Annotated in this window: 25 protein-coding genes, 1 tRNA gene and 1 pseudogene; 19 read left to right on the forward strand and 8 right to left on the reverse strand. The window is 59.5% G+C overall.

The annotated features are described in order from the left end of the window. Positions 1 to 51: 51 nt before the first annotated feature. Positions 52 to 780 carry a L,D-transpeptidase gene (locus ACINK1_RS03340; RefSeq protein WP_376802450.1) on the reverse strand — a complete coding sequence of 243 codons (729 nt, stop codon included), beginning with the start codon at positions 778 to 780 and terminating at the stop codon, positions 52 to 54. 276 nt (positions 781 to 1056) lie between these two features. Between ACINK1_RS03340 and ACINK1_RS03345 the strand changes: the two genes are divergently transcribed. The 3 genes from ACINK1_RS03345 (at position 1057) to ACINK1_RS03355 (ending at position 2868) form a co-directional block, all read left to right on the forward strand. Next, a complete protein-coding gene (locus tag ACINK1_RS03345; protein ID WP_376802451.1) occupies positions 1057 to 1683 on the forward strand; it encodes a glutathione S-transferase family protein in 627 nt (208 codons plus the stop codon). Between the two features lie 186 nt (positions 1684 to 1869). Then, on the forward strand, positions 1870 to 2019 hold the full coding sequence (locus ACINK1_RS03350) for a hypothetical protein (RefSeq protein ID WP_376802452.1): 150 nt from the start codon (positions 1870 to 1872) through the stop codon (positions 2017 to 2019). Positions 2020 to 2235: 216 nt separating this feature from the next. Further along, the gene (locus ACINK1_RS03355; protein ID WP_376802453.1) at positions 2236 to 2868 is read left to right on the forward strand and encodes a YdcF family protein; all 633 of its coding nucleotides are present in this window, start codon (positions 2236 to 2238) and stop codon (positions 2866 to 2868) included. A 17-nt stretch (positions 2869 to 2885) separates the two neighbouring features. Here ACINK1_RS03355 and ACINK1_RS03360 read toward each other — a convergent pair whose 3' ends face one another. Beyond that, positions 2886 to 3218 carry a DUF3253 domain-containing protein gene (locus ACINK1_RS03360; RefSeq protein ID WP_376802454.1) on the reverse strand — a complete coding sequence of 111 codons (333 nt, stop codon included), beginning with the start codon at positions 3216 to 3218 and terminating at the stop codon, positions 2886 to 2888. Positions 3219 to 3297: 79 nt separating this feature from the next. On the opposite strand from ACINK1_RS03360, the gene ACINK1_RS03365 reads away from it, so the two are divergent. The 7 genes from ACINK1_RS03365 to ACINK1_RS03395 all read left to right on the forward strand — a co-directional run bounded on the left by ACINK1_RS03365 (position 3298) and on the right by ACINK1_RS03395 (position 10580). Beyond that, a complete protein-coding gene (locus ACINK1_RS03365) occupies positions 3298 to 3717 on the forward strand; it encodes a rhodanese-like domain-containing protein (RefSeq protein ID WP_376803818.1) in 420 nt (139 codons plus the stop codon). Position 3718: 1 nt separating this feature from the next. Beyond that, positions 3719 to 4381 (forward strand): glutathione S-transferase family protein, encoded by a 663-nt coding sequence (locus ACINK1_RS03370; RefSeq protein ID WP_376802456.1) that lies wholly within the window; start codon positions 3719 to 3721, stop codon positions 4379 to 4381. A 9-nt stretch (positions 4382 to 4390) separates the two neighbouring features. Continuing rightward, positions 4391 to 5998, forward strand: coding sequence for a carboxyl transferase domain-containing protein (locus tag ACINK1_RS03375; protein ID WP_376802457.1), 1608 nt, complete (start codon positions 4391 to 4393; stop codon positions 5996 to 5998). Between the two features lie 82 nt (positions 5999 to 6080). Beyond that, on the forward strand, positions 6081 to 8105 hold the full coding sequence (locus ACINK1_RS03380; protein ID WP_376802458.1) for a biotin carboxylase N-terminal domain-containing protein: 2025 nt from the start codon (positions 6081 to 6083) through the stop codon (positions 8103 to 8105). Between the two features lie 34 nt (positions 8106 to 8139). Beyond that, positions 8140 to 8577, forward strand: coding sequence for a DUF1489 family protein (locus tag ACINK1_RS03385; protein WP_376802459.1), 438 nt, complete (start codon positions 8140 to 8142; stop codon positions 8575 to 8577). Between the two features lie 194 nt (positions 8578 to 8771). Then, a complete protein-coding gene (locus ACINK1_RS03390) occupies positions 8772 to 9653 on the forward strand; it encodes a division plane positioning ATPase MipZ (RefSeq protein ID WP_376802460.1) in 882 nt (293 codons plus the stop codon). 216 nt (positions 9654 to 9869) lie between these two features. Then, a complete protein-coding gene (locus ACINK1_RS03395; RefSeq protein ID WP_376802461.1) occupies positions 9870 to 10580 on the forward strand; it encodes a DnaJ domain-containing protein in 711 nt (236 codons plus the stop codon). 3 nt (positions 10581 to 10583) lie between these two features. Here the strand turns inward: ACINK1_RS03395 and ACINK1_RS03400 are convergent, their stop codons facing one another. Both ACINK1_RS03400 and ACINK1_RS03405 read right to left on the reverse strand, forming a co-directional pair. After that, the gene (locus ACINK1_RS03400; protein WP_376802462.1) at positions 10584 to 12095 is read right to left on the reverse strand and encodes a serine hydrolase; all 1512 of its coding nucleotides are present in this window, start codon (positions 12093 to 12095) and stop codon (positions 10584 to 10586) included. 11 nt (positions 12096 to 12106) lie between these two features. Next, a complete protein-coding gene (locus tag ACINK1_RS03405) occupies positions 12107 to 12244 on the reverse strand; it encodes a hypothetical protein (RefSeq protein WP_376802463.1) in 138 nt (45 codons plus the stop codon). Positions 12245 to 12481: 237 nt separating this feature from the next. On the opposite strand from ACINK1_RS03405, the gene ACINK1_RS03410 reads away from it, so the two are divergent. From ACINK1_RS03410 to ACINK1_RS03430, 5 genes are all read left to right on the forward strand, one after another. Further along, positions 12482 to 12808 (forward strand): phasin family protein, encoded by a 327-nt coding sequence (locus tag ACINK1_RS03410; RefSeq protein WP_376802464.1) that lies wholly within the window; start codon positions 12482 to 12484, stop codon positions 12806 to 12808. Positions 12809 to 13170: 362 nt separating this feature from the next. Then, entirely contained in the window at positions 13171 to 13494 is a 324-nt protein-coding gene (gene clpS, locus ACINK1_RS03415; protein WP_395759976.1) for an ATP-dependent Clp protease adapter ClpS, read from the forward strand. Positions 13495 to 13533: 39 nt separating this feature from the next. After that, a complete protein-coding gene (gene clpA / locus ACINK1_RS03420) occupies positions 13534 to 15987 on the forward strand; it encodes an ATP-dependent Clp protease ATP-binding subunit ClpA (RefSeq protein ID WP_376802465.1) in 2454 nt (817 codons plus the stop codon). A gap of 69 nt (positions 15988 to 16056) precedes the next feature. After that, a complete protein-coding gene (locus tag ACINK1_RS03425) occupies positions 16057 to 16803 on the forward strand; it encodes an AzlC family ABC transporter permease (RefSeq protein ID WP_376802466.1) in 747 nt (248 codons plus the stop codon). Beyond that, a complete protein-coding gene (locus tag ACINK1_RS03430) occupies positions 16800 to 17147 on the forward strand; it encodes an AzlD domain-containing protein (RefSeq protein WP_376802467.1) in 348 nt (115 codons plus the stop codon). Before ACINK1_RS03425 ends, ACINK1_RS03430 begins: the two co-directional genes overlap by 4 nt. 4 nt (positions 17148 to 17151) lie before the next feature. Here ACINK1_RS03430 and ACINK1_RS03435 read toward each other — a convergent pair whose 3' ends face one another. From ACINK1_RS03435 to ACINK1_RS03445, 3 genes are all read right to left on the reverse strand, one after another. Further along, positions 17152 to 17580, reverse strand: coding sequence for an HIT family protein (locus tag ACINK1_RS03435; protein WP_376802509.1), 429 nt, complete (start codon positions 17578 to 17580; stop codon positions 17152 to 17154). Between the two features lie 157 nt (positions 17581 to 17737). Then, on the reverse strand, positions 17738 to 18091 hold the full coding sequence (locus ACINK1_RS03440; RefSeq protein WP_376803815.1) for a hypothetical protein: 354 nt from the start codon (positions 18089 to 18091) through the stop codon (positions 17738 to 17740). Between the two features lie 139 nt (positions 18092 to 18230). After that, positions 18231 to 19427 (reverse strand): GNAT family N-acetyltransferase, encoded by a 1197-nt coding sequence (locus ACINK1_RS03445; protein WP_376802469.1) that lies wholly within the window; start codon positions 19425 to 19427, stop codon positions 18231 to 18233. Between the two features lie 230 nt (positions 19428 to 19657). Here ACINK1_RS03445 and ACINK1_RS03450 point away from each other — a divergent pair, with 230 nt between their 5' ends. Then, positions 19658 to 21013, forward strand: coding sequence for a methyl-accepting chemotaxis protein (locus ACINK1_RS03450; RefSeq protein ID WP_376802470.1), 1356 nt, complete (start codon positions 19658 to 19660; stop codon positions 21011 to 21013). Positions 21014 to 21064: 51 nt separating this feature from the next. On the opposite strand, the gene ACINK1_RS03455 is transcribed toward ACINK1_RS03450, so the two are convergent. Further along, positions 21065 to 21141, reverse strand: a tRNA-Asp gene (locus tag ACINK1_RS03455). 372 nt (positions 21142 to 21513) lie between these two features. Here ACINK1_RS03455 and ACINK1_RS03460 point away from each other — a divergent pair. From ACINK1_RS03460 to ACINK1_RS03470, 3 genes and pseudogenes are all read left to right on the forward strand, one after another. Further along, positions 21514 to 21882: an NADH-quinone oxidoreductase subunit A gene (locus ACINK1_RS03460; protein ID WP_376802471.1), complete on the forward strand. Its 369-nt coding sequence runs from the start codon at positions 21514 to 21516 to the stop codon at positions 21880 to 21882. Between the two features lie 14 nt (positions 21883 to 21896). Continuing rightward, positions 21897 to 22403: pseudogene (locus ACINK1_RS03465) on the forward strand (NuoB/complex I 20 kDa subunit family protein); the annotation flags it as partial. A 3-nt stretch (positions 22404 to 22406) separates the two neighbouring features. Further along, entirely contained in the window at positions 22407 to 23027 is a 621-nt protein-coding gene (locus ACINK1_RS03470; RefSeq protein WP_376802472.1) for an NADH-quinone oxidoreductase subunit C, read from the forward strand. The last annotated feature ends 58 nt before the right edge of the window (positions 23028 to 23085 follow it).

The following is a 23085-nucleotide window of genomic DNA, read 5'->3' on the forward strand; positions in this document are numbered from 1 at the left end:
GCCGATGGCCGAGGTAAGGGACGGGGGGCTGCGCTACGGCGCAGCGCCGGGTCAGCCGACCTTGATCGTCGCGATCTTCGATTTGCGGACGATGACAGGCGTGCCTTCCGGGATACGCGTGTAAAGGTCGATGGCATCCTGATTGATCATGCGAATGCACCCTGTCGACACGTTGGTGCCGATGGTCCACGGCTCGGACGTGCCATGAATGCGGTAATAAGTGTCTTTTTTGTCTTTCCACAGATAGTGCGCCCGCGCGCCAAGCGGGTTCTTGATACCGCTAGGGAAACCTTCCGCAGCAAATTTTTGCAGCGAGGGGTCGCGTTCGCGGGCCTCTGGAGTGGGGAACCATTTCGGCCATTGCTGCTTTGATTTGATGATGGCATCGCCGGTCCAGCCAAAGCCGGCGCGGCCGACGCCAACGCCGTACCGCAAGGCTTTGCCACCTTCGTAAACGACATAGAGGAAGCGGGCGTCTGGATCGACGACAACGGAGCCAACCGGTTCGGGACCGTTGAAATCCACGACCTGACGATAGAATTGTGGGTCGATGCGACTGATTGGAGCGGCGGGAATGGTGATGTCGTTGTCGGTGACCTGGGCGTAGATCTGTTCAGGCGGCTGCGTAATGACGGGCGCCTGGGTGATCTTCAGCGGCGCGGCCTTGCCATCCGGTCCTGCGGAAGGTGAACCGCCAAAGCGCAAATTATTGTTGGATACGCAGCCAGCCAACAGGGCTGGCAAGCTCAGGACAAGAAGGCGGCGGCTTGGAAATTTCATTGCGTCTGATCTCTCAATGATCGGTATTGGGGCTCATGGCGGGCAGAATGAACAACTCTTCAGGCGGTTGAACGCGGACGACACCAGCGCAACTCGAACCAGCATCGCCATCCTGCCTCTTTGATAAATCAATCAGAATTGAAACTTCAATCACTGTCGCGTTATTGCGATCTGGCGCGCAGCTGAACGTGCGTTTTTTATTGTTGCGTGGTTTCGTGGCAACGGATTTGTACGTAAGGTTCACAGCACCGGGTGGTGGCGATCGGGGATGGAGCGATGTCTGGGATAAGAGTCTGGGGGCGAATCACCTCGATCAACGTCCAGAAAGTCGTTTGGGCGCTGGATGAGCTGGAGCTTGCCTTTGAACGCGTGGATGCCGGACGCCAATTCGGAGTGGTCGATAGCGAGCCCTATCGACGGCTCAATCCGCTGGGGCTGGTGCCGACTATCGATGACAACGGATTTGTTCTTTATGAATCCGACGCGATCGTCCGCTATCTGGCGGCAAGCTATGGCAAAGCCCCGTTTTACCCCACTGATCTCAGGCACAGGGCGATCGCCGATCTGTGGACAGATTGGCAGGCGAAGAATTTCAGCCCGGCATTTCGTGTTGCGTTCTTCCAGATCGCCCGCACGCCGGCGGCAGAGCGGGATCCGGCGCTGTTGGCAAAATCACTGGCAGAATCCGAGCCGATGATGGTCATGCTTGACCGACATCTGTCAGAACGCCCCTATGTCGCGGGAAGCGATTTCAGCTATGGCGACATCGCGCCCGGTCTGGCTGTCCACCGCTGGCTCCATCTGCCCTTCGAGCGCCCGTCATTGCCCCATGTGGCTGCCTACTATCAGCGGCTGAAGGCCCGGCCCGCCACCTCGAAAGCCTTCCATCTGCCTGTCGAATAGGCGGGATGCGTATATGTGATGGATCAGGTAAGCCATTCTTAACGTTGATGGATCGCTTTTTTTTGAAAAAGGAACCAAGCGTTAACCGCTGCGTTGCAATAGATGTTGCATAAATGGCATTGCTTCGGCGCGCAAACGCGATTAGGCAAGCGCTCGATTTTCAGGGCATAGAAACAAGGTTTGGTTATGAATTATCGTTCTCTGGCGCGCCGTACGGCTGTGTTCTTCGTCGGCCACCTGGTGGTTCTTGGCGCCATATTGATGTTTGCCGGCTCCGTCAGCAGGGCGGGCGCGTCTCTTGATCGTACGTTTTCGCTCAACGCCACGTCGCGCTGAATGTCGCGACGGCGGGTCGCGTTCGTGCGGCCCGATCACTGGCGCCGGTGAGCCATGTTTTTCGCTCTGTCGAAAATAGCCTGGGTCATTGTTACACCCTCAAATCTTTTGTTTTGTTTTCTGTTTCTGAGCGCGCTTCTGGCCTGCATCCGCCGCTCGCGGCGTGCGTACGGGATACATCTGTTCGCCCTGTCGCTGTTCCTTGTCTGCGGATATTTGCCGATCGGAACCGCGTTCCAGCTCATGCTGGAGGAGCGATTTGCGCTGTTCGTGGATGATGGCAGGCCGATTGCGGGGATTATCGTCCTTGGCGGCTGGACGGATACCGAAATCGCCGTAAGCCGCGATGTCGTTGCGGTCAATGACGCAACCGAGCGGTTTTTCGCGGCACAGGCGCTCAGTCGCCGCCATCCCGAGGCAAGACTGGTCTTCACCGGTGGTGACGGGTCTTTTTCGGGCGATGTTGGCAATGAGGCAGACGATGTCATGCGGCTCACGCGCAGCCTTGGCTTTGATGACCGCGCCGTCATTTTCGAGCGCAGAAGCCGCAACACCTATGAAAACGCCGTTTTCACCAAGGCTCTGGTGATGCCGAAGCCTGATGAGCGCTGGCTTATGGTGACATCCGCCGCGCACATGCCGCGCTCCGTCGGGTGTTTTCGGGCAATCGGCTTCGAGGTGGTACCGGTGCCGGTCGATTTCCGCACGCGGGGGAGAAGCGATCTGCTGCGCCCCGCCCGCTCGCTGGCGGAGGGTTTGTCGCGCCTTGATCTTGCGTTTCGCGAATGGGCGGGGCTGCTGGCCTATTGGCTGAGCGGACGGAGCGTTGCCCTGTTTCCGGCGCCGTGACGAGTCTTGCCACACAGTTAAGAAGTTGAATCCGCTTTTTCGTTCATCTCATTATATTTAAAACGAAATACACCTTTCAATGTTGCCGGATCAGTTACCTTTCCTTTGCGCAGAAATACCAGCTCGCCACGCCTGGCGAGGTTGGTTGCAACCTGACGCAGGCGTGGCAACAGGCTTCGCCAGTCGTCGTGAACGGTCGTCGCACCGGATACCGCCGCCACTGTCTCACCCGCCCAGGATTGCCGGTCGGCGAGGGCGGCGCGCGCTGTTTCTTCAGGAGACAGGGTGCGCGGCGCATGGCGGCGGATTTCGCTAAGCAGCCAGGCTTCGAGCGGATCAATGATTTGCATCGGTCAAGTCTGGCATCGCAACAACAGCCCGTCTATGGTTGTCAACGACGCAACCGGACGAGCGCGTCGGGAGTATGGGATGGCACAGACAATCGTGAAAACTGTGAAGTCGATGCTGGCGGAGGCCAACGCCGATATCGTCACGCTCAGCGTCGAGGAGGCGATGTCACGTCATGGCCGGGAAGACGTCCTCCTCATCGACATTCGCGATCCGCGGGAGCTTGAGCGCGAAGGAGCGGTTCCCGGCGCTTTTCATGCACCGCGCGGGATGCTGGAATTCTGGATCGATCCTGAAAGCCCTTATTTCAAACCGGTTTTCGGTGAGGACAAGCAGTTCATTTTTTTCTGTGCGGGCGGCATGCGCTCAGCGCTCACAACAAAAACCTTGCAGGATATGGGCCTGAAGCCGGTTGCCCATGTCGCTGGCGGTTTCGGGGCGTGGAAAGCAGCGGGCGGTCCGGTTGAAACCTATCCAAGGGACGAAGGCAAGAAGGGCTGAGATGACGCTGAAACTGATTATCGGGACGAAGACCTATTCCTCCTGGTCGCTGCGTCCATGGATTGCCATGGTCGAGGGGGGAATTCCCTTCAGCGAGCAGGTGATCGCGCTGCGCAAGAGCGAAACCGCGAGCGAAATTGCCGCCTATTCACCGGGCAAGAAAGTGCCCGTGCTGCTCGACGGTGACATTGTCGTGTGGGAGACGATCGCCATTCTTGAATACCTCGCCGAGCGTCACCCGCAGGTCGGTCTGTGGCCGGGAGACGAGGCAGCCCGTGCGCATGCGCGTGCCATTTCGGCGGAGATGCATGCGGGATTCGCGGCCCTGCGCGGCCATTGCCCGATGAATTTCCGCCGCCCGCCGCGTGCGCGCAAGCATACACCACCGGAAGTGCTGGCTGATGTCGAGCGGGTCGCCGCCATCTGGCGCGAAGCCCGCAAGGCCTTTGGCGCCGGCGGGCCGTTTCTGTTTGGCGCCCATTTCGGCGCGGCTGACGCGATGTTCGCGCCTGTCGTCCATCGGCTTCATGCCTATGATTTCAAGGTGCCTGCCGATACACGCGCTTATATGGAGGCGGTGATGGCGACCAAGGCGTGGAAGCGCTGGTCACGGGAAGCGCTGGCGGAACCCGCCGACTGGATCTGGCCCGACACGTATGAGTGAGACGCCATCTTGCCGCTGCTAGCGACCTCGATCAAAGCCTTGTCTAGCGATTTTCGTGCCAATCGCGAGGCGATGGCTGAGCTCTGCGTCGATCTTGCCGAGAAGAGGCGGATGGCAGCGCTGGGTGGGCCGGCACAGGCGCGTGAACGGCATGTAAAGCGTGGCAAATTGCTGCCGCGCGAGCGGGTCCTTCGCCTCATCGATCCGGGCAGTGCGTTTCTCGAATTGTCGCCGATGGCGGCACATGATCTCTATGGCGGTGATATCCACGGCGCCGGCCTTATCACCGGCGTCGGGCGGGTCAGCGGGCGCGAATGCATGATTGTTGCCAATGATGCGACGATCAAGGGCGGGACCTATTTCCCGATGACGGTGAAAAAGCATCTGAGAGCGCAGGAGATTGCCCTGCAAAACCGTCTGCCCTGCCTTTATCTGGTTGATTCAGGTGGGGCCAATCTGCCCAATCAGGCGGACGTCTTTCCTGACCGTGATCATTTCGGCCGCATCTTCTTCAATCAGGCGAGCATGTCGGCGGCGGGCATTGCCCAGGTGGCGCTTGTCATGGGCTCCTGCACAGCGGGCGGGGCCTATGTGCCGGCGATGTCGGATGAAACGATCATCGTGCGCCGCCAGGGGACGATCTTCCTCGGCGGCCCACCACTGGTGAAGGCTGCGACCGGCGAGGTGGTGAGCGCTGAGGATCTCGGCGGGGCGGAGGTGCACACCCGCCAGTCCGGGGTGGCCGATCATTATGCGGCGCATGACGAGCATGCGCTCGAGATCGCCCGCTCCATCGTCGCCAATCTCAATCAGCCCTTCCGCCCCGATCTTGTGCTGCGTCAAAGCGTTGAGCCGCGCTATGACATTGCCGAATTGGACGGTATTGTCCCGCGCGCGCTCAACCAGCAATATGATATCCGCGAGGTGATCGCGCGCCTGGTCGATGCCTCGGAGTTCGACGAATTCAAGGCCAATTACGGCACGACGCTGATCACCGGCTTTGCCCATCTGTGGGGCATGCCAATCGGCATCATCGCCAATAACGGCATCCTGTTTTCGGAATCAGCCCTCAAGGGCGCGCATTTTATCGAATTGTGCTGCCAGCGGCGCATTCCATTGCTGTTCTTGCAGAACATCACCGGCTTCATGGTGGGGCGCCAATATGAGGCGGGCGGCATTGCCAAGGATGGCGCCAAGCTGGTGATGGCGGTGGCAAATGCGCAGGTGCCGAAACTGACGCTGATCGTCGGCGGCTCGTTTGGCGCTGGCAATTACGGCATGTGCGGGCGCGCCTATTCCCCGCGCTTCCTCTTCACCTGGCCCAATGCGCGCATTTCCGTCATGGGCGGCGAGCAGGCAGCTTCCGTGCTGGCGCAGGTCAAGCGCGACAATATCGAAAGCGAGGGCAGGGAATGGCCGGCAGAGGAGGAAGCCGCCTTCAAGGCGCCGATCCGCGCCAGTTTTGACGCCGAGGGCCATCCCTATTACGCCACCGCGCGGCTGTGGGATGACGGCATCATCATGCCATCTGAAACCCGCCGGGTGCTCGGGCTGGCGCTTGCGGCAAGCCTCAACGCGCCGATCCCGGAGACGAAGTTCGGTGTGTTCAGGATGTGAGTTGCATCCCGTGGGCTTTGCTTGCGGGCCGAAGAAGGCGAACGCATAGTCTTACTGTCCTGCTTTGAGAGTGGATCATTCCATGCCGCCTTTTCCAAGCCTCCTCATTGCCAATCGTGGCGAGATTGCCTGCCGTATCATGAAAACGGCGAAGCGGCTCGGCATGCGCACGATCGCGGTCTATTCGGAGGCTGACCGCAACGCCCGCCATGTGGCGCTCGCCGATGAGGCGCATGCGATTGGCCCGGCGGAGGCGCGCGATAGCTACCTGTCGATAGAAAAGGTGTTAGCTGCCGCCAAAGCCAGTGGCGCGGCGGCCATCCATCCCGGTTACGGGTTTTTGTCGGAGCGCGCCGAATTTGCCGAGGCGTGCGCTCATGCCGGTATCATCTTCGTCGGCCCGCCGCCTGGCGCCATCCGCTCGATGGGTCTCAAAGGCGAGGCCAAAGCCTTGATAGAAAAGGCCGGCGTGCCGATTTCACCGGGCTATCACGGGGTACGCCAGGAGCCGGATTTCCTGCGCGAGAAGGCCTATGAGATCGGCTATCCGGTGCTCATCAAGGCGGTGGCGGGGGGCGGTGGCAAGGGCATGCGCCGCGTCGACAAGGCGCTGGAATTTGAGGCAGCGCTCGAGAGCGCGGTGCGCGAGGCGACGAGTTCGTTTGGCGATGGGCGGGTGCTGGTTGAAAAATTCATCCAGAACCCACGCCATATCGAAATTCAGGTGTTTGCCGACAGCCATGGCAATGCGGTGTCACTGTTTGAGCGCGATTGTTCGCTGCAACGGCGCCACCAGAAGGTGATCGAGGAAGCGCCGGCGCCGGGCATGAGTGAAGCGGTGCGCGCGCGCATGGGGGAGGCGGCGCGGGCAGCGGCCCTGGCGGTCGGCTATGTCGGCGCTGGCACGGTTGAATTCATCGTCGATGGCAGCGGCGGCCTCAAGCCTGACGGCTTCTATTTCATGGAAATGAATACGCGCCTGCAGGTCGAGCATCCGGTGACGGAAGCGATCATCGGCCATGATCTAGTCGAATGGCAGCTTATGGTCGCGGCGGGCGTGCGCCTGCCGAGGCTGCAGGACGAGTTGTCGATTACCGGCCACGCGGTCGAGGCGCGGCTTTATGCAGAAGACCCCGAAAACGGCTTCCTGCCATCGACCGGCCATTTGTGGCATCTCGCCTTTCCGCCTTCAGCCGAGGGAGAAATCGCCCATCGCGGTTTGCGGGTCGATACGGGGGTGAGGGCAGGCGACGAGGTGAGCCCCTATTACGATCCGATGATTGCCAAGATCATCGCCCATGGGGCGACGCGTGACGAGGCGCTTGATCGGCTGTCATCGGCTTTGCAGGAAACCTATGTGGCGGGGCCGAAGACCAATGCGGCGTTCCTGCGGGCGCTGGCGGACCATGGCGAATTCCGCGCCGGGCGCTTTGATACGGGTTTTATCGAGCGCCATGCCGAAGCGCTGGGCGCGGTGTCGCGTGCGCCCTCGCACGAAGCCATCGCTGCCGGCATTTCCTGTCTTGTCGAGGCTGGTTGCGAGGCGGTCGACGATCGCTGGCGCGAGCGGGCATCGGCGATTGGCGACTGGGTGTCGCCGTTTGATATCGGGGATGGCTTCCAGCTTGGCGGCCGGCGTGAGGTGCTAATCAGCGTCCAGGTTGACGGCGCAGACCAGCGCGTCGAGGTGATCACCGACAGGTCAGGGCGTCATGTACGAGTCAACGGCGCGCAGATTGGCGCCCCTCGCTTGCCGCTGATGACGGTCGAAAGCGCCGATGGCGTCTACGTGCTGCAAGGTGGGCGGCAATGCCTGGTACGGCTGCCTGATTTTTCTGCCGCGCTTGCCGATGCCGGCGAGGGAGCAGACGGGCTCATCAAGGCGCCGATGCATGGCAAGGTCACCGCAATCTTTGTTGCCGCAGGTCAGCCGGTCGCCAAGGGCGACAAGCTGATGGTGGTCGAAGCGATGAAGATGGAGCATGCGCTGATTGCTTCTTTTGACGGCACGATTGGCACCATCCACGCAGCGCTTGGTGAGCAGGTCGGGCAGGGGACAGGGCTGCTTACAGTGCAGAAGTCGGACGCCTCAGCAAAAACCGGTTGATCTTGGTCCAGCTTTCGGGTTTCGCTTGATACCTATGGCCCTCCACCTCATCAAACTCTGTGTCGGTGCTGACAGCGTCGATGATCTTCTGTCATGGCAGAAGCAGCGCCTGGCTGACATGAAGCGGCGGGGCGTTGAAGTCATGCTGCGTCATACCACGAGGCAGATGCCGCGCCGGCGCGACGACATTCTCGATGGCGGGTCACTCTACTGGGTGATCAAGGGAGAGATTGCGTGCCGCCAGCGCGTGGTTGATCTGCGCGCGCGGGTTGACGATGAGGGGATCGAGCGCTGCGACATCTGCCTCGACAGCGCGACGATCCGGGTTGATCCGCGTCCGCGTGGACCGTTCCAGGGGTGGCGCTATTTCAAAACCGAAGACGCGCCGGCCGATCTTGGCGCCAGTGGCGGCGATGCGCCTGAGTTTCCCGAGACGTTGCGCCGTGAATTACGGGCGCTTGGTGTATTATAGATCAGAAAATACAAAAAGAGACGTAAATTCAGGCAGTGTTGCATGAAGAGCAACATCAATGCGCGTCAACCATTTTTATCAAGGTAAACGTTTGATTGTCTTTGACCTGATCGTTGTGATTGCGCTTTAGTTATCACGGGTCGGAGTAAGCGCGAATGCATGGGACAACGCCGAGATCCTGTCACATTATTGTGGTGGGAAACGAAAAGGGCGGGTCGGGCAAAACAACGACGGCTATCAATGTCGCTGTCGCCCTCATGCATGACGGTTTCCGCGTCGCGACCATCGATCTGGACAGTCGCCAGCGTTCGCTTTCGCGTTTCATCGCGCATCGCCAGGCGTTTGCCGACACGCGCGCTGAGAAATTCTGGGTGCCAACCCACCGCTCTGTGACACGTTCGGAGCAGGAATCGCGGCGCGCCAGCATCTGGGCTGATTACGAGGCGTTCGCCAAGGTCATCGGCGAGGTGGAGCGCAGTCATGACTGCATCGTCATCGATACGCCAGGGCATGACAGCACGTTGACAAGAGCAGCGCACAGCGCGGCCGACACGTTGATTACGCCGATCAATGACAGCTTCATCGATCTTGAAGTTCTGGCGGACGTGAAGGCCGGCACCCGCCGGGTCGTCTCATCGAGCCATTACACGAATATGGTGCTGGATGCCCAGCGTGAGCGCCGGGCGATCGACGCTGCGATGACCGACTGGGTGGTTGTGCGCAACCGCGTGGCGGTTCGTGAGACGCGCAATCAGCGCTGGCTGATGGATGCGATCAGCGGGTTGTCACAGGAATTCGGCTTTCGTATCGCCGGCCAGGTCGCGGATCGTGTGATCTTTCGCGAATTGTTTCCGCTCGGGCTGACAGCGCTCGATCCACTGGAGACGCTCGGGGAGGGTATGCGGCCCTCGATGAGCCATCTCGCGGCCCGGCTCGAGGTGCGACATCTTGTGTCCCTGCTGCGTATTCCCGGCCGTGAACAGGCGCGCCAACGTCTTGAAGCGCGGGACATCTTTGCCAAGGTCAATCGCCAGCCCCTGTCGATGATGGAATTATCGCAGCTCGTGACAAGCTGATGGTCACGATCGGCAGGCTTGTTGGCCGCCGGGCGATTGACAGGGCATTCCGTGCTGTGCCGAATACCGGCGCGCCGGTCTTTTGCAGCGCATGTGTGGCGGACAATTTCATGGACTTTATTGGGCGACGGTAAAAGCTTTGACGTCACGGACATCTGACATGTCGTTTCGAGATAATTTCGATGCAGCCTCCATGATCCGGTCCGGCGGCGTGTGATGGGCATTCTCGCACTCGTCTTACTCGCTGTGATCGGTGTGCTGTGGTTTGCCGGCAAATATTCGCAGGGCGATCCGAAACGCCTGATTGCGCTGGCGAAACAATACGGCATGCAGGCGGGCGGCGCCGCGCTGCTGGCATTTTCGGCGTTTTCTGCCGTGCGCGGCAACTGGATGCCGGCGATTGTGCTCACGCCGATCGGCTTTGGGATGTTGCAGATCAATCCTGCCAATCTCGGCGCCTTCAGCTGGCGTGCCGGCAGGCAGTCGCGGATATCGACCGCTTATTTCGAGTTTGCCGTCAATCAATCCAACGGCGCCATGTCAGCCAAGGTTGTCGCCGGATCTTATGCGGGGCGCGACCTTGCGGGCATGGATCGGGTGGCGCTGCTGCGCCTTCGCGATGAAGTGCGCAACGATCCGGGGAGCCTTGAACTAATCGAAGCTTATCTCGACCGCCGGCTGCCCGGCTGGCGTGAACACATCAATGAGCGTGCGGGTGCGCGGCAGGGCGGCGCGGCTGGTGCGCAGGTGATGACCCAGCAGGAAGCCTATCAGGTCCTTGGTCTTCACCCAGGCGCCTCTGTCGAGGCCATTCGCGCTGCTCATCGCACGCTCATGAAACGCTTTCACCCTGATACCGGCGGCTCGACCTGGCTTGCCGCCAAGATCAATGCTGCCAAGGATATTCTTCTGGCGCGCCACGGGTAATCCTCACAGTTTGAGCGTCAGGCACGAGTAATCTTCGCGTTTCAGGGCAGCACAGGCGCGCTCGGCGCTCTGCTTGTCGGCAAAGCCGGCAAATCTGGCGCGATAGAGCGTGGCCGGTCCCTTGGCGACGCGCTCGGTCACCGCCTTTGCAGAGGACAGCGGCTTGCGGGCAGCGTCGCGTGCGTCCTTCAGCAGTTGGAGCGCCTCGTTTTCACTGTTGGTGGCGGCGATCTGAACGACCCAGCCGGTGAGAGTGGCGGCGCGAGGCAGGCTTGAACCGGTTGGTTCCTTGTCAGCCTGGCGCTCGGTGGATGAGGTATCGCGGGCGGGAGCGGCACCGCTGCGCCACTGCAGAACCGAGCTGATGCGCGGACGGATATCCTGCACCTGTTCGACCTGCGTGCCGGCAACCTGCCAGGGCGGGGGAGCTACAGCGGATGCGCGCACGGGCGGCGGTGCGGCTGTCTGCTGTGGGGCCGCGATAGCAGGGGCGGAATCTGGAACCTTGGCGAGCGCAGCCTGTGCCAGCGCTGCCAGGCTTTTTTCCGGGGCGGCATCGGCATCGTCGTTCACGGGTTTCTTCGCCGGGGGCGGCGATGAAGCGGCCGCAACCTGGATTTTTTCTGGCGCAGCAGGGGCTTTTGAGCGCATGGCCAGAGAGAAGCTGGTCTTTTTCGCCGCAAGCTGCGTCGCGTGTGCTTTAACGAGGTGGCGCATGTGGTTATCGCGCGTCGGGCCTGACGGGGCGCCGAGGACAGCGGCGACAAGATGGCGCCCGTTCCTGCGCATCGAGGTTACCAGATTGAAACCCGATGCCCGCGTGTAGCCGGTCTTGATGCCGTCGACACCATCGACGCGCCCCAGCAGCTTGTTATGGTTGCGGATCACCCGTCCCTGATAGGTGAAGGACTGACGGGCAAAATAGGGCGTGAATTTGGGGAATCGCTCGAAGAGCGAGCGACCAAGCGTTGCCATGTCGCGGGCAGTCGTGACCTGTTGGCTGTTGGGCAGGCCGTTGGGATTGCGAAACACGGTGCGGCTCATGCCGATCTGATGGGCTTTTGTGGTCATGCGACGGGCAAAGCTGTCCACGTCGCCGTCGATGTTTTCAGCAATGACGACAGACACATCATTGGCCGAGCGGGTGATGAGCGACATGATCGCCGCTTCGACGGTGATCGTACCACCGGGCTTGACGCCAAGGCGTGTCGGCGGCTGGCGAGCGGCATTGGCGGAAACGGACAGTCGGGAATTTAGATCGTAATTGCCGGCCTCGATCTGTTCGAAGAGCAGATAGAGGGTCATCATCTTGGTCAAGGAAGCGGGATAGCGCTGCTTGTCGGCATTGTTCTGCTGCAGGACATCGCCGGAATTGGCGTCAATGACGATCGACGCCAGCCTGCCTTCGGCAGCTGCTGATGGCTGGATGGCGGTGATCGCCAGCAAGGTTGCGGCCGCCAGCCATAGCGGCACGGAAAGCGCGGAGCCAACGGCGTTCTTTGTGCGAATGTGCATGATGCGCCCCGTCACTGATGAATGTCGCTGGCCCACGAGGCTGTTGCCACGAGGCCGACAAGCGTCATGAGAAGCGCATTGATGAAGGGGGAGACGGGAACGCCCGGCCCGAAAATCTGAGCGGCGTGCGACAGCAAACTCAACGACATGGACGCAACCTTACTGGGTACACAACAGCGCTGCCCTACTGGGCAACGGTAAACACGATTGTTCGAAGTTAAGCGTTTGGGGTTACCACCCGGTAAAATTTGCCGACGATACGCATTTGTGCGTTGCAAAAATTTCTTGTTAAATTTGTGCAGTGCAAATAAATTGGTGTTGCGTGACTTTCACTCATACAGAGCGGGGTCGTCATCGTGGCCATGGTCCCCGCAGCGGAGACACAGATGAGCAGTTTCGAGGACATCCAGAAATTCACCAAGGATACCTTTGACAAGCAGGTTGAATCATTCGGCGAACTGCAGAAGGGCGCGCAAAGCGTCATCGCTGAAATAGCCGATTATTCAAAGAAGGCGCTGGAAGCCAATGCGGCGGTTTTCCAGAAACTATCGGGCGCCAAAAGCCTCGATACGGCATTGGAAATCCACAGCGAATTCGCCAAGACCGCCTATGAGAGCCTGGTTCATCATCTGACGAAGGTGGGGACCATCGCGACCGATGCGGCAAAAGACGCTTACAAGCCCATCGAAGCGGCCATTTCGCGGGCCTCGTGAAGGGGATATTCCGCTTCTGATGATCGCGTTTGACGCGTGAGCAATTCGGCACAAGCCCTGTTTGCCTGAAAAGGCCCGGAATGACCGGGCTTTTTTGCGTTATGGTCGCACGCGGATAGAAAATTCTCATCGTCGCTGCCGCAATTCTGGCAATCGTGACAAATCATCCTAAATATCATGAGGAGCGATGTCAGGCCTTGAGCATCTGGCAAATCGCTCCCTATGATGTGGTTGAGCGTTGTGTTGTCATGTCCGTCGTTGCGTCGCATGATGGCGGAGGTCATTTCCTCAAGGTGTAAACCGTGCATTGTTTATTGCCCCAGATTGTCGGCGGCCAGCCGACATACCAGACCGCGCCGCGGATGGCTGCGGGAGGGGAAACGCGTCGCGGTTCTGGCACCGCCGTCGTGACCAAGACCGACACCAAGGTAAAGCGTCCCGATCTTTATCGCGTCCTGCTGCTGAATGACGATTACACGCCGATGGAGTTTGTCATTCACGTGCTCGAGCGCTTTTTTAACAAGGACCGTGATGCGGCGACCCGCATCATGCTGCATGTGCACAATAACGGCGTTGGAGAATGTGGCGTCTTCACTTACGAGGTGGCCGAGACAAAAGTGACGCAGGTGATGGATTTCGCCCGCAAGCACCAGCATCCTCTACAATGCATCATGGAAAAAAAGTGAGTCGGGCTCTTCAACATTCGAGCGAAAGGAACAGCGACATTGCCCTCATTCTCCCGTAGCCTCGAACAGGCTCTGCATCGTGCGCTGGCCTTCGCCAATGAGCGGCACCATGAATACGCCACGCTCGAGCATCTGCTGCTGGCGCTGATCGACGATGCCGATGCCAGCAGCGTCATGCGCGCCTGCAATGTCGACCTCGAGGAGTTGCGGCGCAATCTGGCTGAATATATCGACAATGAGCTGGATAATCTCGTCGTGCGTTCATCCGATGATTCAAAGCCTACCGCCGGCTTCCAGCGCGTCATTCAGCGTGCCGTCATCCATGTCCAGTCGTCGGGGCGTGAGGAAGTGACGGGCGCCAATGTGCTTGTCGCCATTTTTGCCGAGCGCGAAAGCCATGCCGCCTATTTCCTGCAGGAGCAGGACATGACGCGCTATGATGCGGTCAATTACATCAGCCATGGCGTTGCCAAGCGGGCCGAATTGAACCGTCCGAAAGCACCCCGCGGCAGTGAAGAGGGGCGCGAGGAAAGCACAAGCAACAACGCAAGCGAGGAAACCGCCACGTCCAAGAAAAAGCCGGAGGCCATCGAGACCTATTGCGTCAACCTCAACAAGAAAGCGCGTGAGGGCAAGATCGATCCGCTGATCGGGCGCCACAGCGAGATCCAGCGCACCATCCAGATCCTGTGCCGGCGTCAGAAGAACAACCCGCTGCTGGTTGGTGATCCAGGGGTCGGCAAGACGGCGATCGCCGAAGGGTTGGCGCTGCGCATCATCCGTGACGAAGTTCCCGAAGTGCTGGCGGATGCCACCATCTTTGCGCTCGATATGGGCGCGCTGCTGGCGGGCACGCGCTATCGTGGCGACTTCGAAGAGCGGCTGAAGCAGGTGGTGAAAGAGGTTGAGGCGACACCCGGCGCCATCATGTTCATCGACGAAATCCATACCGTGATCGGCGCAGGAGCCACATCGGGCGGGTCGATGGATGCATCAAATCTTTTGAAGCCGGCGCTCCAGTCAGGTCAGCTTCGCTGCATCGGCTCGACGACCTACAAGGAATACCGACAGTATTTCGAGAAGGACCGGGCGCTGGTGCGCCGCTTCCAGAAAATCGATATCAACGAGCCGTCCGTGCCTGATGCCATCGAGATCCTGAAAGGGTTGAAACCGCATTTCGAGGAGCATCACAAGGTCCGCTATACGGATGAGGCGATCACGCAGGCCGTCGAGCTTGCCAGCCGCTACATCCATGATCGCAAGCTGCCCGACAAAGCGATCGACGTGATCGACGAAAGCGGCGCGGCGCAGATGCTGGTGCCGCCGTCAAAACGGCGCAAGGTGATCGGGGTAAAAGAGATCGAGGCCGTTGTTGCGTCCATCGCACGTATTCCGCCAAAAACGGTGTCGGCGGATGATGCTGAAGTGCTGCAACATCTGGAGACGAATCTGAAGCGTCTGGTCTTCGGGCAGGACACGGCGATCATCGCCCTTGCCGCCTCGATCAAGCTTGCCCGGGCCGGCCTCAGGGAGCCTGAAAAGCCGATTGGTTCCTATCTCTTCTCCGGGCCGACGGGGGTTGGTAAAACGGAAGTCGCCAAGCGTCTGTCGGAACTGCTCGGCGTCAATCTGCTGCGCTTTGACATGTCGGAATATATGGAGCGCCACACGGTGTCTCGTCTCATCGGCGCACCTCCCGGCTATGTCGGTTTCGACCAGGGCGGGTTGCTCACCGATGGCGTCGATCAGAACCCTCACAGCGTGCTGCTGCTGGATGAGATTGAAAAAGCCCATCCTGATCTGTTCAATATCCTGCTGCAGGTCATGGATCACGGCAAGCTCACCGATCACAATGGAAAGCAGGTCGATTTCCGCAACACCATCATCATCATGACAACCAATGCGGGTGCGGCTGATATGGCCAAAGAGGCGATCGGCTTTGGGCGCAGCAAGCGGCAGGGTGATGACGAGGAAGCGATCAACAAGCTGTTTGCGCCGGAATTCCGCAATCGTCTTGACGCCATCATTTCTTTCGCCGGACTGCCGCCGGAGGTGGTGCGCCAGGTCGTCCAGAAATTTATCTTCCAGCTCGAGGCCCAGCTTGCTGATCGCGGCGTGGTCATCGAACTGTCGGAAGAGGCTGCCGACTGGCTGGCCGTCAAGGGGTATGATGAGCGGATGGGCGCACGGCCGCTGTCGCGTGTCATCCAGGAACACATCAAGAAGCCGCTGGCCGAGCAGGTGCTCTTTGGCAAGCTCAAGAATGGCGGTACGGTCAAAGTGATGCTGGAGGGCAAGGGTGATGACGCGAAGCTCACCTTCGATTATCCCACCGGTCCCATCACGCCACGCCCCGAGCCGATGCTGTTGAAGAAAAAACGCAAACCGCGCGCCGGTTACAAGCCGGCCAAGGCGAAAGTGGCCTCGTCGCGCAAGGGCAGCGGCGAGGGGGGAATCGCCAGCCTGATCCCCAAGGTGCCGTTGAAAGGATAAATTGATGGCTTCTGCCGGGCACGGGTGCGCTTGTGTCCGTGGACAGCATCGTTTGTCAGGTGCGATGCCATGACGGATCGACGCGGCATGCCGGCCGATCGGGTTGATATTTCTCCGGTCTGGTTCGTGAAAGGGGCGGCTGGCAGCCTGTCGCTTGGCCTTGTCGTGTTGTCGTTGTCGTTTGTCGGCTTCGGCGCATTTGCGCGCGATGCGGGTTTTCCATTGTGGCAGGTAGTGTTCATGTCGGTGTCGATATGGGCGTTGCCAAGCGCGCTCGTTTTTGTCGCGGCTCTGGCGGGCGGCGCCAGCGTGGTGGCAGCAGGCATTGCGGTCGCGCTCTCCGCCGTGCGCCTGCTACCGATGACGATTGCCGTCATGCCGCTGTTTGGAACCACCGATCGCATCCGCCGCGTCTGGCTCGTGATCGCCGTTCATTATGTGGCAGTGACGGCTTATGTTGAAGGCTTTCTCAAATTGCCCAAAGTGCCGGAAGAGCACCGTCTGGCTTATTTCATCGGCATGGGCACGGGGCTGATGGTGATCGCGACCGGGTTTGGGGCGGTTGGATACTTAATCTCGGGCTATTTGCCAGTCAGTATCGGCCCCGGGCTGGTTATTTTATCGCCGCTTTATTTTTTGCTCTCGATGTTGAAGGCAGCGACCACGCTGTCGGAGAAATTCGCGCTTGCTGCGGGCCTTATTTTTGGCCCGATCGCGCACAGCTTCACCAGCGAGTTTGACTTGCTGATCGGCGGCGGTGCGGCGGGAATTGCCGGATATCTGGCCGAGCGTTGGCGGCGAGAGCGGACACTGTGAGCCCGATTGGCGAAGGCTGGCAGGCTGCAGCCCTGATTATCGTTGCAGCGGCGCTGCCGACCGAAATCTGGCGCTGGCTGGGGCTGGCGATCGGTTGGCGGATCAATCCGCGCAGCGAAATCCTGTTGTTCGTCCGCGCTGCGGCGACCGGCATCATTGCCGCCTTTGTTGCCCACGCGATCTTTTTTCCAACCGGCGTGCTGGCCAAAACGCCGATTGCGTTACGCATTGCAGCCCTTGCCGGCGGGCTGATGGCGTTTACAGCTTTCCGAGGACACGTGCTCATCGGTGTCGGCGCTGGCGTCGCCGTACTTCTGGCCGGTCAAGTTCTTTTTGCCGGCTAAATACTCATGATCGGGCAAGCTGCGAAACCAACAGATCAGCATGATGTTTCAGCGTTTCAGGCGTCTCGCGGATTGATGCCGGCGGCTTCATCATGACGCCTGCAAGGCGCGGTATCACATGGAAATGCAGATGAAAGACTTCCTGACCACCGGCTGCTTCGCTGTACTGGTTGAGCGTGATGCCATCGGCGTGCATGGCTGATCTGGCTGCAAGGGCGATTTTCTGGACGATCCCGATCACCTCCGCGAGATCGTCGGGGGCGATGTCGAGAAGGTTTCTGGCCGGTGCTTTTGGAATGACCAATGTATGACCGGGCGCGCGCGGCATGATGTCGAGAAAGGCGAAGACGCGCGCATCCTCATAAACTTTGAAACAGGGAATTTCGCCACGCAGGATCCTGGCGAAGATATTACTCGGGTCATAGGGCGTCATCGCTGCATTCCGCATGTGAAAATGGTCAGCCAGCATCACGCAAGGCGATGCCGGGCGCAAGAGCCGCGTCCGGCGTGATAGGGCGTCGCGATGCCGTCCGCCGTCATCCGGGCCATGGGCGGAAACATCACATGATGGCGTCTAGGGGCGTACAGCATCAATAGTAGCGATAATAGCGATAGTAGCGCACGGGCCGGCGGCGATAGACGATGACACGGCGCGGGCGACGATAAAACCGACGACGCGGGCGGACGTAGACATAACGAGGGCGCCGATAGAAGCGGCGCCGCGGGCGAACATAATAGTATTGCACCTTCTCGACCTTCGACAAATCGATGCCTTCTTCAGGCGCCATTGCATCCGTGGCGGTCGATGGTGGGGTGTGGGGCACCGCTGGAACAGGCAGGGCTTCCGCCTTGTCGGCTGTCAGGCCAAGGCCGGTCACTCCGGCAGCGACAGCCCCGGCAAACAGGGTCAGAAAACGGCGGCGGTCTGCAATTGTCTTGTCCATCTGTCATGTTCTCCACTGCGTGCAGAAAATGTGAATAACGGCCTGCGCATCGAATGCTGACGGTTCATTGCGACGAGTATAAGGCGGCGCTACCTGTCGCATGGTCAGATCGTCCTTCCCGGTCCATGCCGGGCAGCGCTCAGCTATCGATTTCGGCGGCGCCGCGCCGAAAGGGGCCAAGTTCGGTCAGCGTCTCGATCATGTCGTCCACGGCGCTGCGCTCGCGCTCCAGATAGGCGGCGACTGCGCGGCGGAACCCGACATTGGCAATATAATGGGCGGAATAGGTGGGCGAGGGCAGATAGCCGCGCGCGAGCTTGTGCTCGCCCTGGGCGCCAGCCTCGACGCGGGCAAGCCCGCGCTCAATGGCAAAGTCGATGGCCTGATAATAACATAACTCGAAATGGAGGAAGGGGTGATGTTCCAGCGCCCCCCAATTGCGCCCGTAAAGCGCATGACTGCCGATGAGATTGAGCGCGCCGGCGATGTAGCGGCCATCGCGCCGCGCCATCACCAAAAGTATCTGGTCGCTCATCCGCTCGCCGATCAGCGAGAAAAACAGCCGATTGAGATAAGGGCGTCCCCATTTGCGGGCACTTGTGTCCATGTAGAAGGAAAAAAACGCATCCCAATGTGCTTCAGTGATGTCGCTGCCCGTCAGGCGCTCGATGGTGATGGCAGGTTCCAGCGCTTCGCGGCGCTCACGACGGATGGCCTTGCGTTTGCGCGACGCGAGCGCTTCCAGGAAATCGTCGAAGGTCAGATATTCATGATTGTGCCAATGAAATTGCTGGTCCTGGCGCTGCAGAAATCCATGCTGGCTGGCACGCTGACATTCAGCCTGTGACAGGAATGTCGCGTGAGCGGACGACAGATTGCTTCGCTCGACGAGTGCGGCAATGGATGCCATCAGCACATCTTGAGCGGCGGCAGAATGGGGGCCTTCTTTTGCCAGAAATCGCCCGCCGGGTATGGGCGTGAATGGTACCGCCAATTGAAGCTTTGGGTAATATCGGCCGCCGGCGCGCTCATAGGCATCGGCCCAGCTGTGGTCGAATACATATTCGCCCATGGAGTGCGACTTGATGTAGGCAGGCGCCACGGCGATCACCTGCTTGTCTTGTTCGACCGCAAGATGGTGGGGCGCCCAACCTGTGCCGGGCGACACCGTTCCCGATTGTTCCAGAGCGGCGAGGAATTGGTGGCTGAGGCTGGGGTTATCCTCACATGACGGTGAGGCGGCCGCAGGTCGTGCACAGGCATTCCAGGCCGTGGCTGGAATATCCGTCAAGCTGGCATAGGTGCGGATGGTCAGGCTGGCCGGCGCTTCGCTCATACGGCGTTTTAGACAAAGAATGGCGCGATGACTATCATCTCACTTGCATGCTGACGCTTCCGCCAGATGGTGGAAATATGCCCAATATTTGAACAAAAATCGCCAAAAAATAATTACATCATCACACATACTTGTATTTGGGAGTAAATTTTCGCGCGCGGTCAATTATAGTTAATTTATTGGTAATTTTTTCTTCCTACGTTAATCGGCATAGCAGATGAGGAAGCGTCATGTCGAAGCCACTGGAAGTGTCCAGCGTTGAAGAAGTGCGTAATCGTCTTGCTATTTATAATATTGATGAAAATGCCAAAGCATTTGTTCGTACGCTTCAATCAATCGTTGCAGAGCGTACCGCGTCCATCACACGAGAATACTGTCTCAGTGCGGCCCAACGCTATCCGGCATTTAAAGAGCAGTTCGAGGGAAACGCCGAACCGCTGGCACGAGCGGAAGGTGCTCATTTTACGCAATTGTTCAAGGCGGAATTCGGCGACCAGTTCGTTCACTCCAGCCGTCAGGCGAGCGAGGCCGAAATCACCGCCAATCTAGGCGCGCGCGTCAGGCTGTCGGTCGCGCACCGCCTCATCGCGCCGCTTTTCGCAGAAATCGCCAGAACCAACCGCATGTCGGCCAAACGGGCGGTGGCGCAATGTGCGCATGTTGTCGATCTCTTTCTGTTTGATATCGTGAGCGCGATTGCGATTGATCAGCGCGAAGCAAAGCGCACGGCGGCCGAACGGCAGAAATCGATGAGCGAGGCGACCGGCCAATTCAGCAACGCCATGGCCGATATGTGCGCGTCGTTGAAAAACGAAGCCGGGCAACTTGCCGGCGCCGCCGATAATGTCACGAGCGCGGTGGAGCAGGTCGAAAGCGACATGCGGCAGGTGGAGCGTGCCTCGCATGACGTGCGGGAGAGTACGGACAACACATCGGCGGCCGCCGATGAACTTGCTGCAGCGGTCAGTGAAATCGCCGTGCAATCGGAACGAAGCCTCGAGATTGCCAACAAGGCGACCGGGGATACCGATACCATGCATCACTCGATCCAGAGTCTCGTCGAGACGACGCAGAAGATCGGTGGCATCGTGTCGTTGATTGCCAGCATCGCCAATCAGACCAATCTGCTGGCGCTCAACGCCACCATCGAAGCGGCGCGGGCAGGCGAATCGGGAAAAGGATTCGCTGTGGTCGCAACCGAGGTCAAGCAGCTGGCAAGTCAGACGGCCAATGCCATCGATGACATCTCGAAGCAGATTGGCGATATTCAGGCCGCGACCCGGGCATGCGCCAATCAGATCAGTACGGTGACGGGTGCCGTTGCTGCCATCACGGAATCAGCAAAAGCAATTGCCTCTGCGTGCAATCGCCAGAGCGGTACGACAAGCTCGATTGCGGCTGATGCGCAAAAGGCGTCAGAAAGTTCGGGGCAGGCGATGGCCAGCATCAGCAAGGTCACGCAAGCCGTACAGCAGACGGGAACAGCGGCGGGTGCGGTGACAGGCGCTGCCCAGAATCTCAATCAACGCTCGGAAACGCTGTCCAATCATGTGCAGCAATTCATCAAGGCGGTCACAACAGGCTGACGTCGCCGGCTCGATCCGAACTCGTCCACCTGGTGGTGCATGAGCCAATAATGGCGCGGGCGACGGGGCTCGAACCCGCGACCTCCGGCGTGACAGGCCGGCACTCTAACCGACTGAGCTACGCCCGCGCGAACGATCTGGCCGTCAGCGTCTGACGCGGACACCATTTCGAGGAGGCCGCAGTTAGGGCAAGCGACGCTGCGCTGTCAAGCCGGCCCGGCGCTAAATATCGCCTCATCCTGGCATGTCAGGGCATGCCTGCGCTGACAGGCGTTTAATCTGCGGTGAACGTCTTGCCATCGCCCGTTGGCTCGGCTAAGCCGCGACAGGGGCAAACGGGTACGCGCATTGGCTTTTTGATCGGCAGGGCGCATGGTTATTGGCGCCTGGCTTGCAGCCGGATGCCGGTCGAGAATTATTGTGTTTGTACCATCTTGCAGTTCGCAGGTGCGCCCTGCACACTTTCACGACCCTGGCAGCGCCAGCGGAGGGAGCAGATCGTGGCAACAGAATTGCTGTCGGATTACCTGCCGATCATCATCTTCATCGCCATTTCATCCGTCATTGGGCTGGCGCTGATGGTTGCGCCCTTCGTGGTCGCCTATTCGAAGCCTGACAGTGAAAAGCTCTCGGCCTATGAGTGCGGTTTCAACGCCTTCGATGATGCGCGGATGAAATTCGATGTGCGCTTTTATCTGGTGTCGATCCTGTTCATCATTTTCGATCTTGAGGTGGCGTTTCTGTTTCCCTGGGCTGTCACCTTCGGGGAACTTGGCTGGCTTGGCTTCTGGTCGATGATGGTCTTCCTCGGTGTGCTCACCATCGGCTTCATCTATGAGTGGAACAAGGGAGCGCTCGAATGGGATTGACCATGGAGCAGACGCCGGCAACCCCGCGCGACGCCTTTTTCAGCGACGTCAACGCCGAGCTTGCCGACAAGGGTTTTCTTGTCACCTCGACGGATGACCTCATCAACTGGGCCCGCACCGGCTCGCTCATGTGGATGACGTTTGGGTTGGCGTGCTGTGCGGTTGAAATGATGCAGCTTTCCATGCCGCGTTATGACGTCGAGCGGTTCGGCTTTGCCCCGCGCGCCAGCCCACGCCAGTCGGATGTGATGATCGTTGCCGGCACGCTCACCAACAAGATGGCGCCTGCACTGCGCAAGGTCTATGACCAGATGCCCGAGCCGCGCTATGTGATTTCCATGGGCTCGTGTGCCAATGGCGGCGGCTATTATCACTACAGCTACAGCGTGGTGCGCGGCTGCGACCGCATCGTTCCGGTTGATATCTACGTGCCCGGCTGTCCTCCGACCGCTGAAGCGCTGCTTTACGGCATTCTGCTGCTGCAGAAGAAAATCCGCCGTACCGGCACCATCGAACGCTAGGGGATGCTTATGCAGTCAGCTGCCGAGATCGCCGGTGTGGAAGCGCTGAAAGGCCATGTCACCAGTCTGCTGGGCACCTCGCTTGAGAGCGCGGACATTGCCTATGGCGAGCTTAATCTCAGGGTAAAGGCCACCGACATCGTTGGCGTGTTGATGAGGCTGCGCGATGATGCGGCCTGCCTCTTTCACTGTTTCATCGATCTGGCGGGTGCTGATTATCCCGCGCGCGAGAAGCGCTTCGATGTCGTCTATCATCTGCTGTCGCTGAAATTGAACCACCGTGTGCGGGTAACGGTCGAGACCGACGAGATGAATGCGGTGCCGTCCGTCATTGCGGTGTTCCCGGCCGCCAACTGGTTCGAGCGCGAGGCCTATGACCTCTACGGCATCTATTTTTCCGAGCATCCTGATCTGCGGCGCATTCTGACCGATTACGGCTTCGAGGGGCACCCCTTACGCAAGGATTTCCCGCTCACCGGCTTTGTCGAAGTGCGCTATGACGATGAGCAGAAGCGCGTCGTCTACGAAAAGGTGCGGCTGGCGCAGGAATTCCGCAATTTCGATTTCCTCTCGCCATGGGAGGGCACGGAGTATGTGCTGCCGGGAGATGAGAAGGCGAAGTAGCAAATAGCGAGTGGCGAATAGCGAGTTGAATGATGTGACAATCAACTCCTGTCGTGAC

It is taken from the genome of Raskinella chloraquaticus (SeqCode), assembly GCF_021731865.1.
GTDB lineage: Bacteria > Pseudomonadota > Alphaproteobacteria > Rhizobiales > UBA4765 > Raskinella > Raskinella chloraquaticus.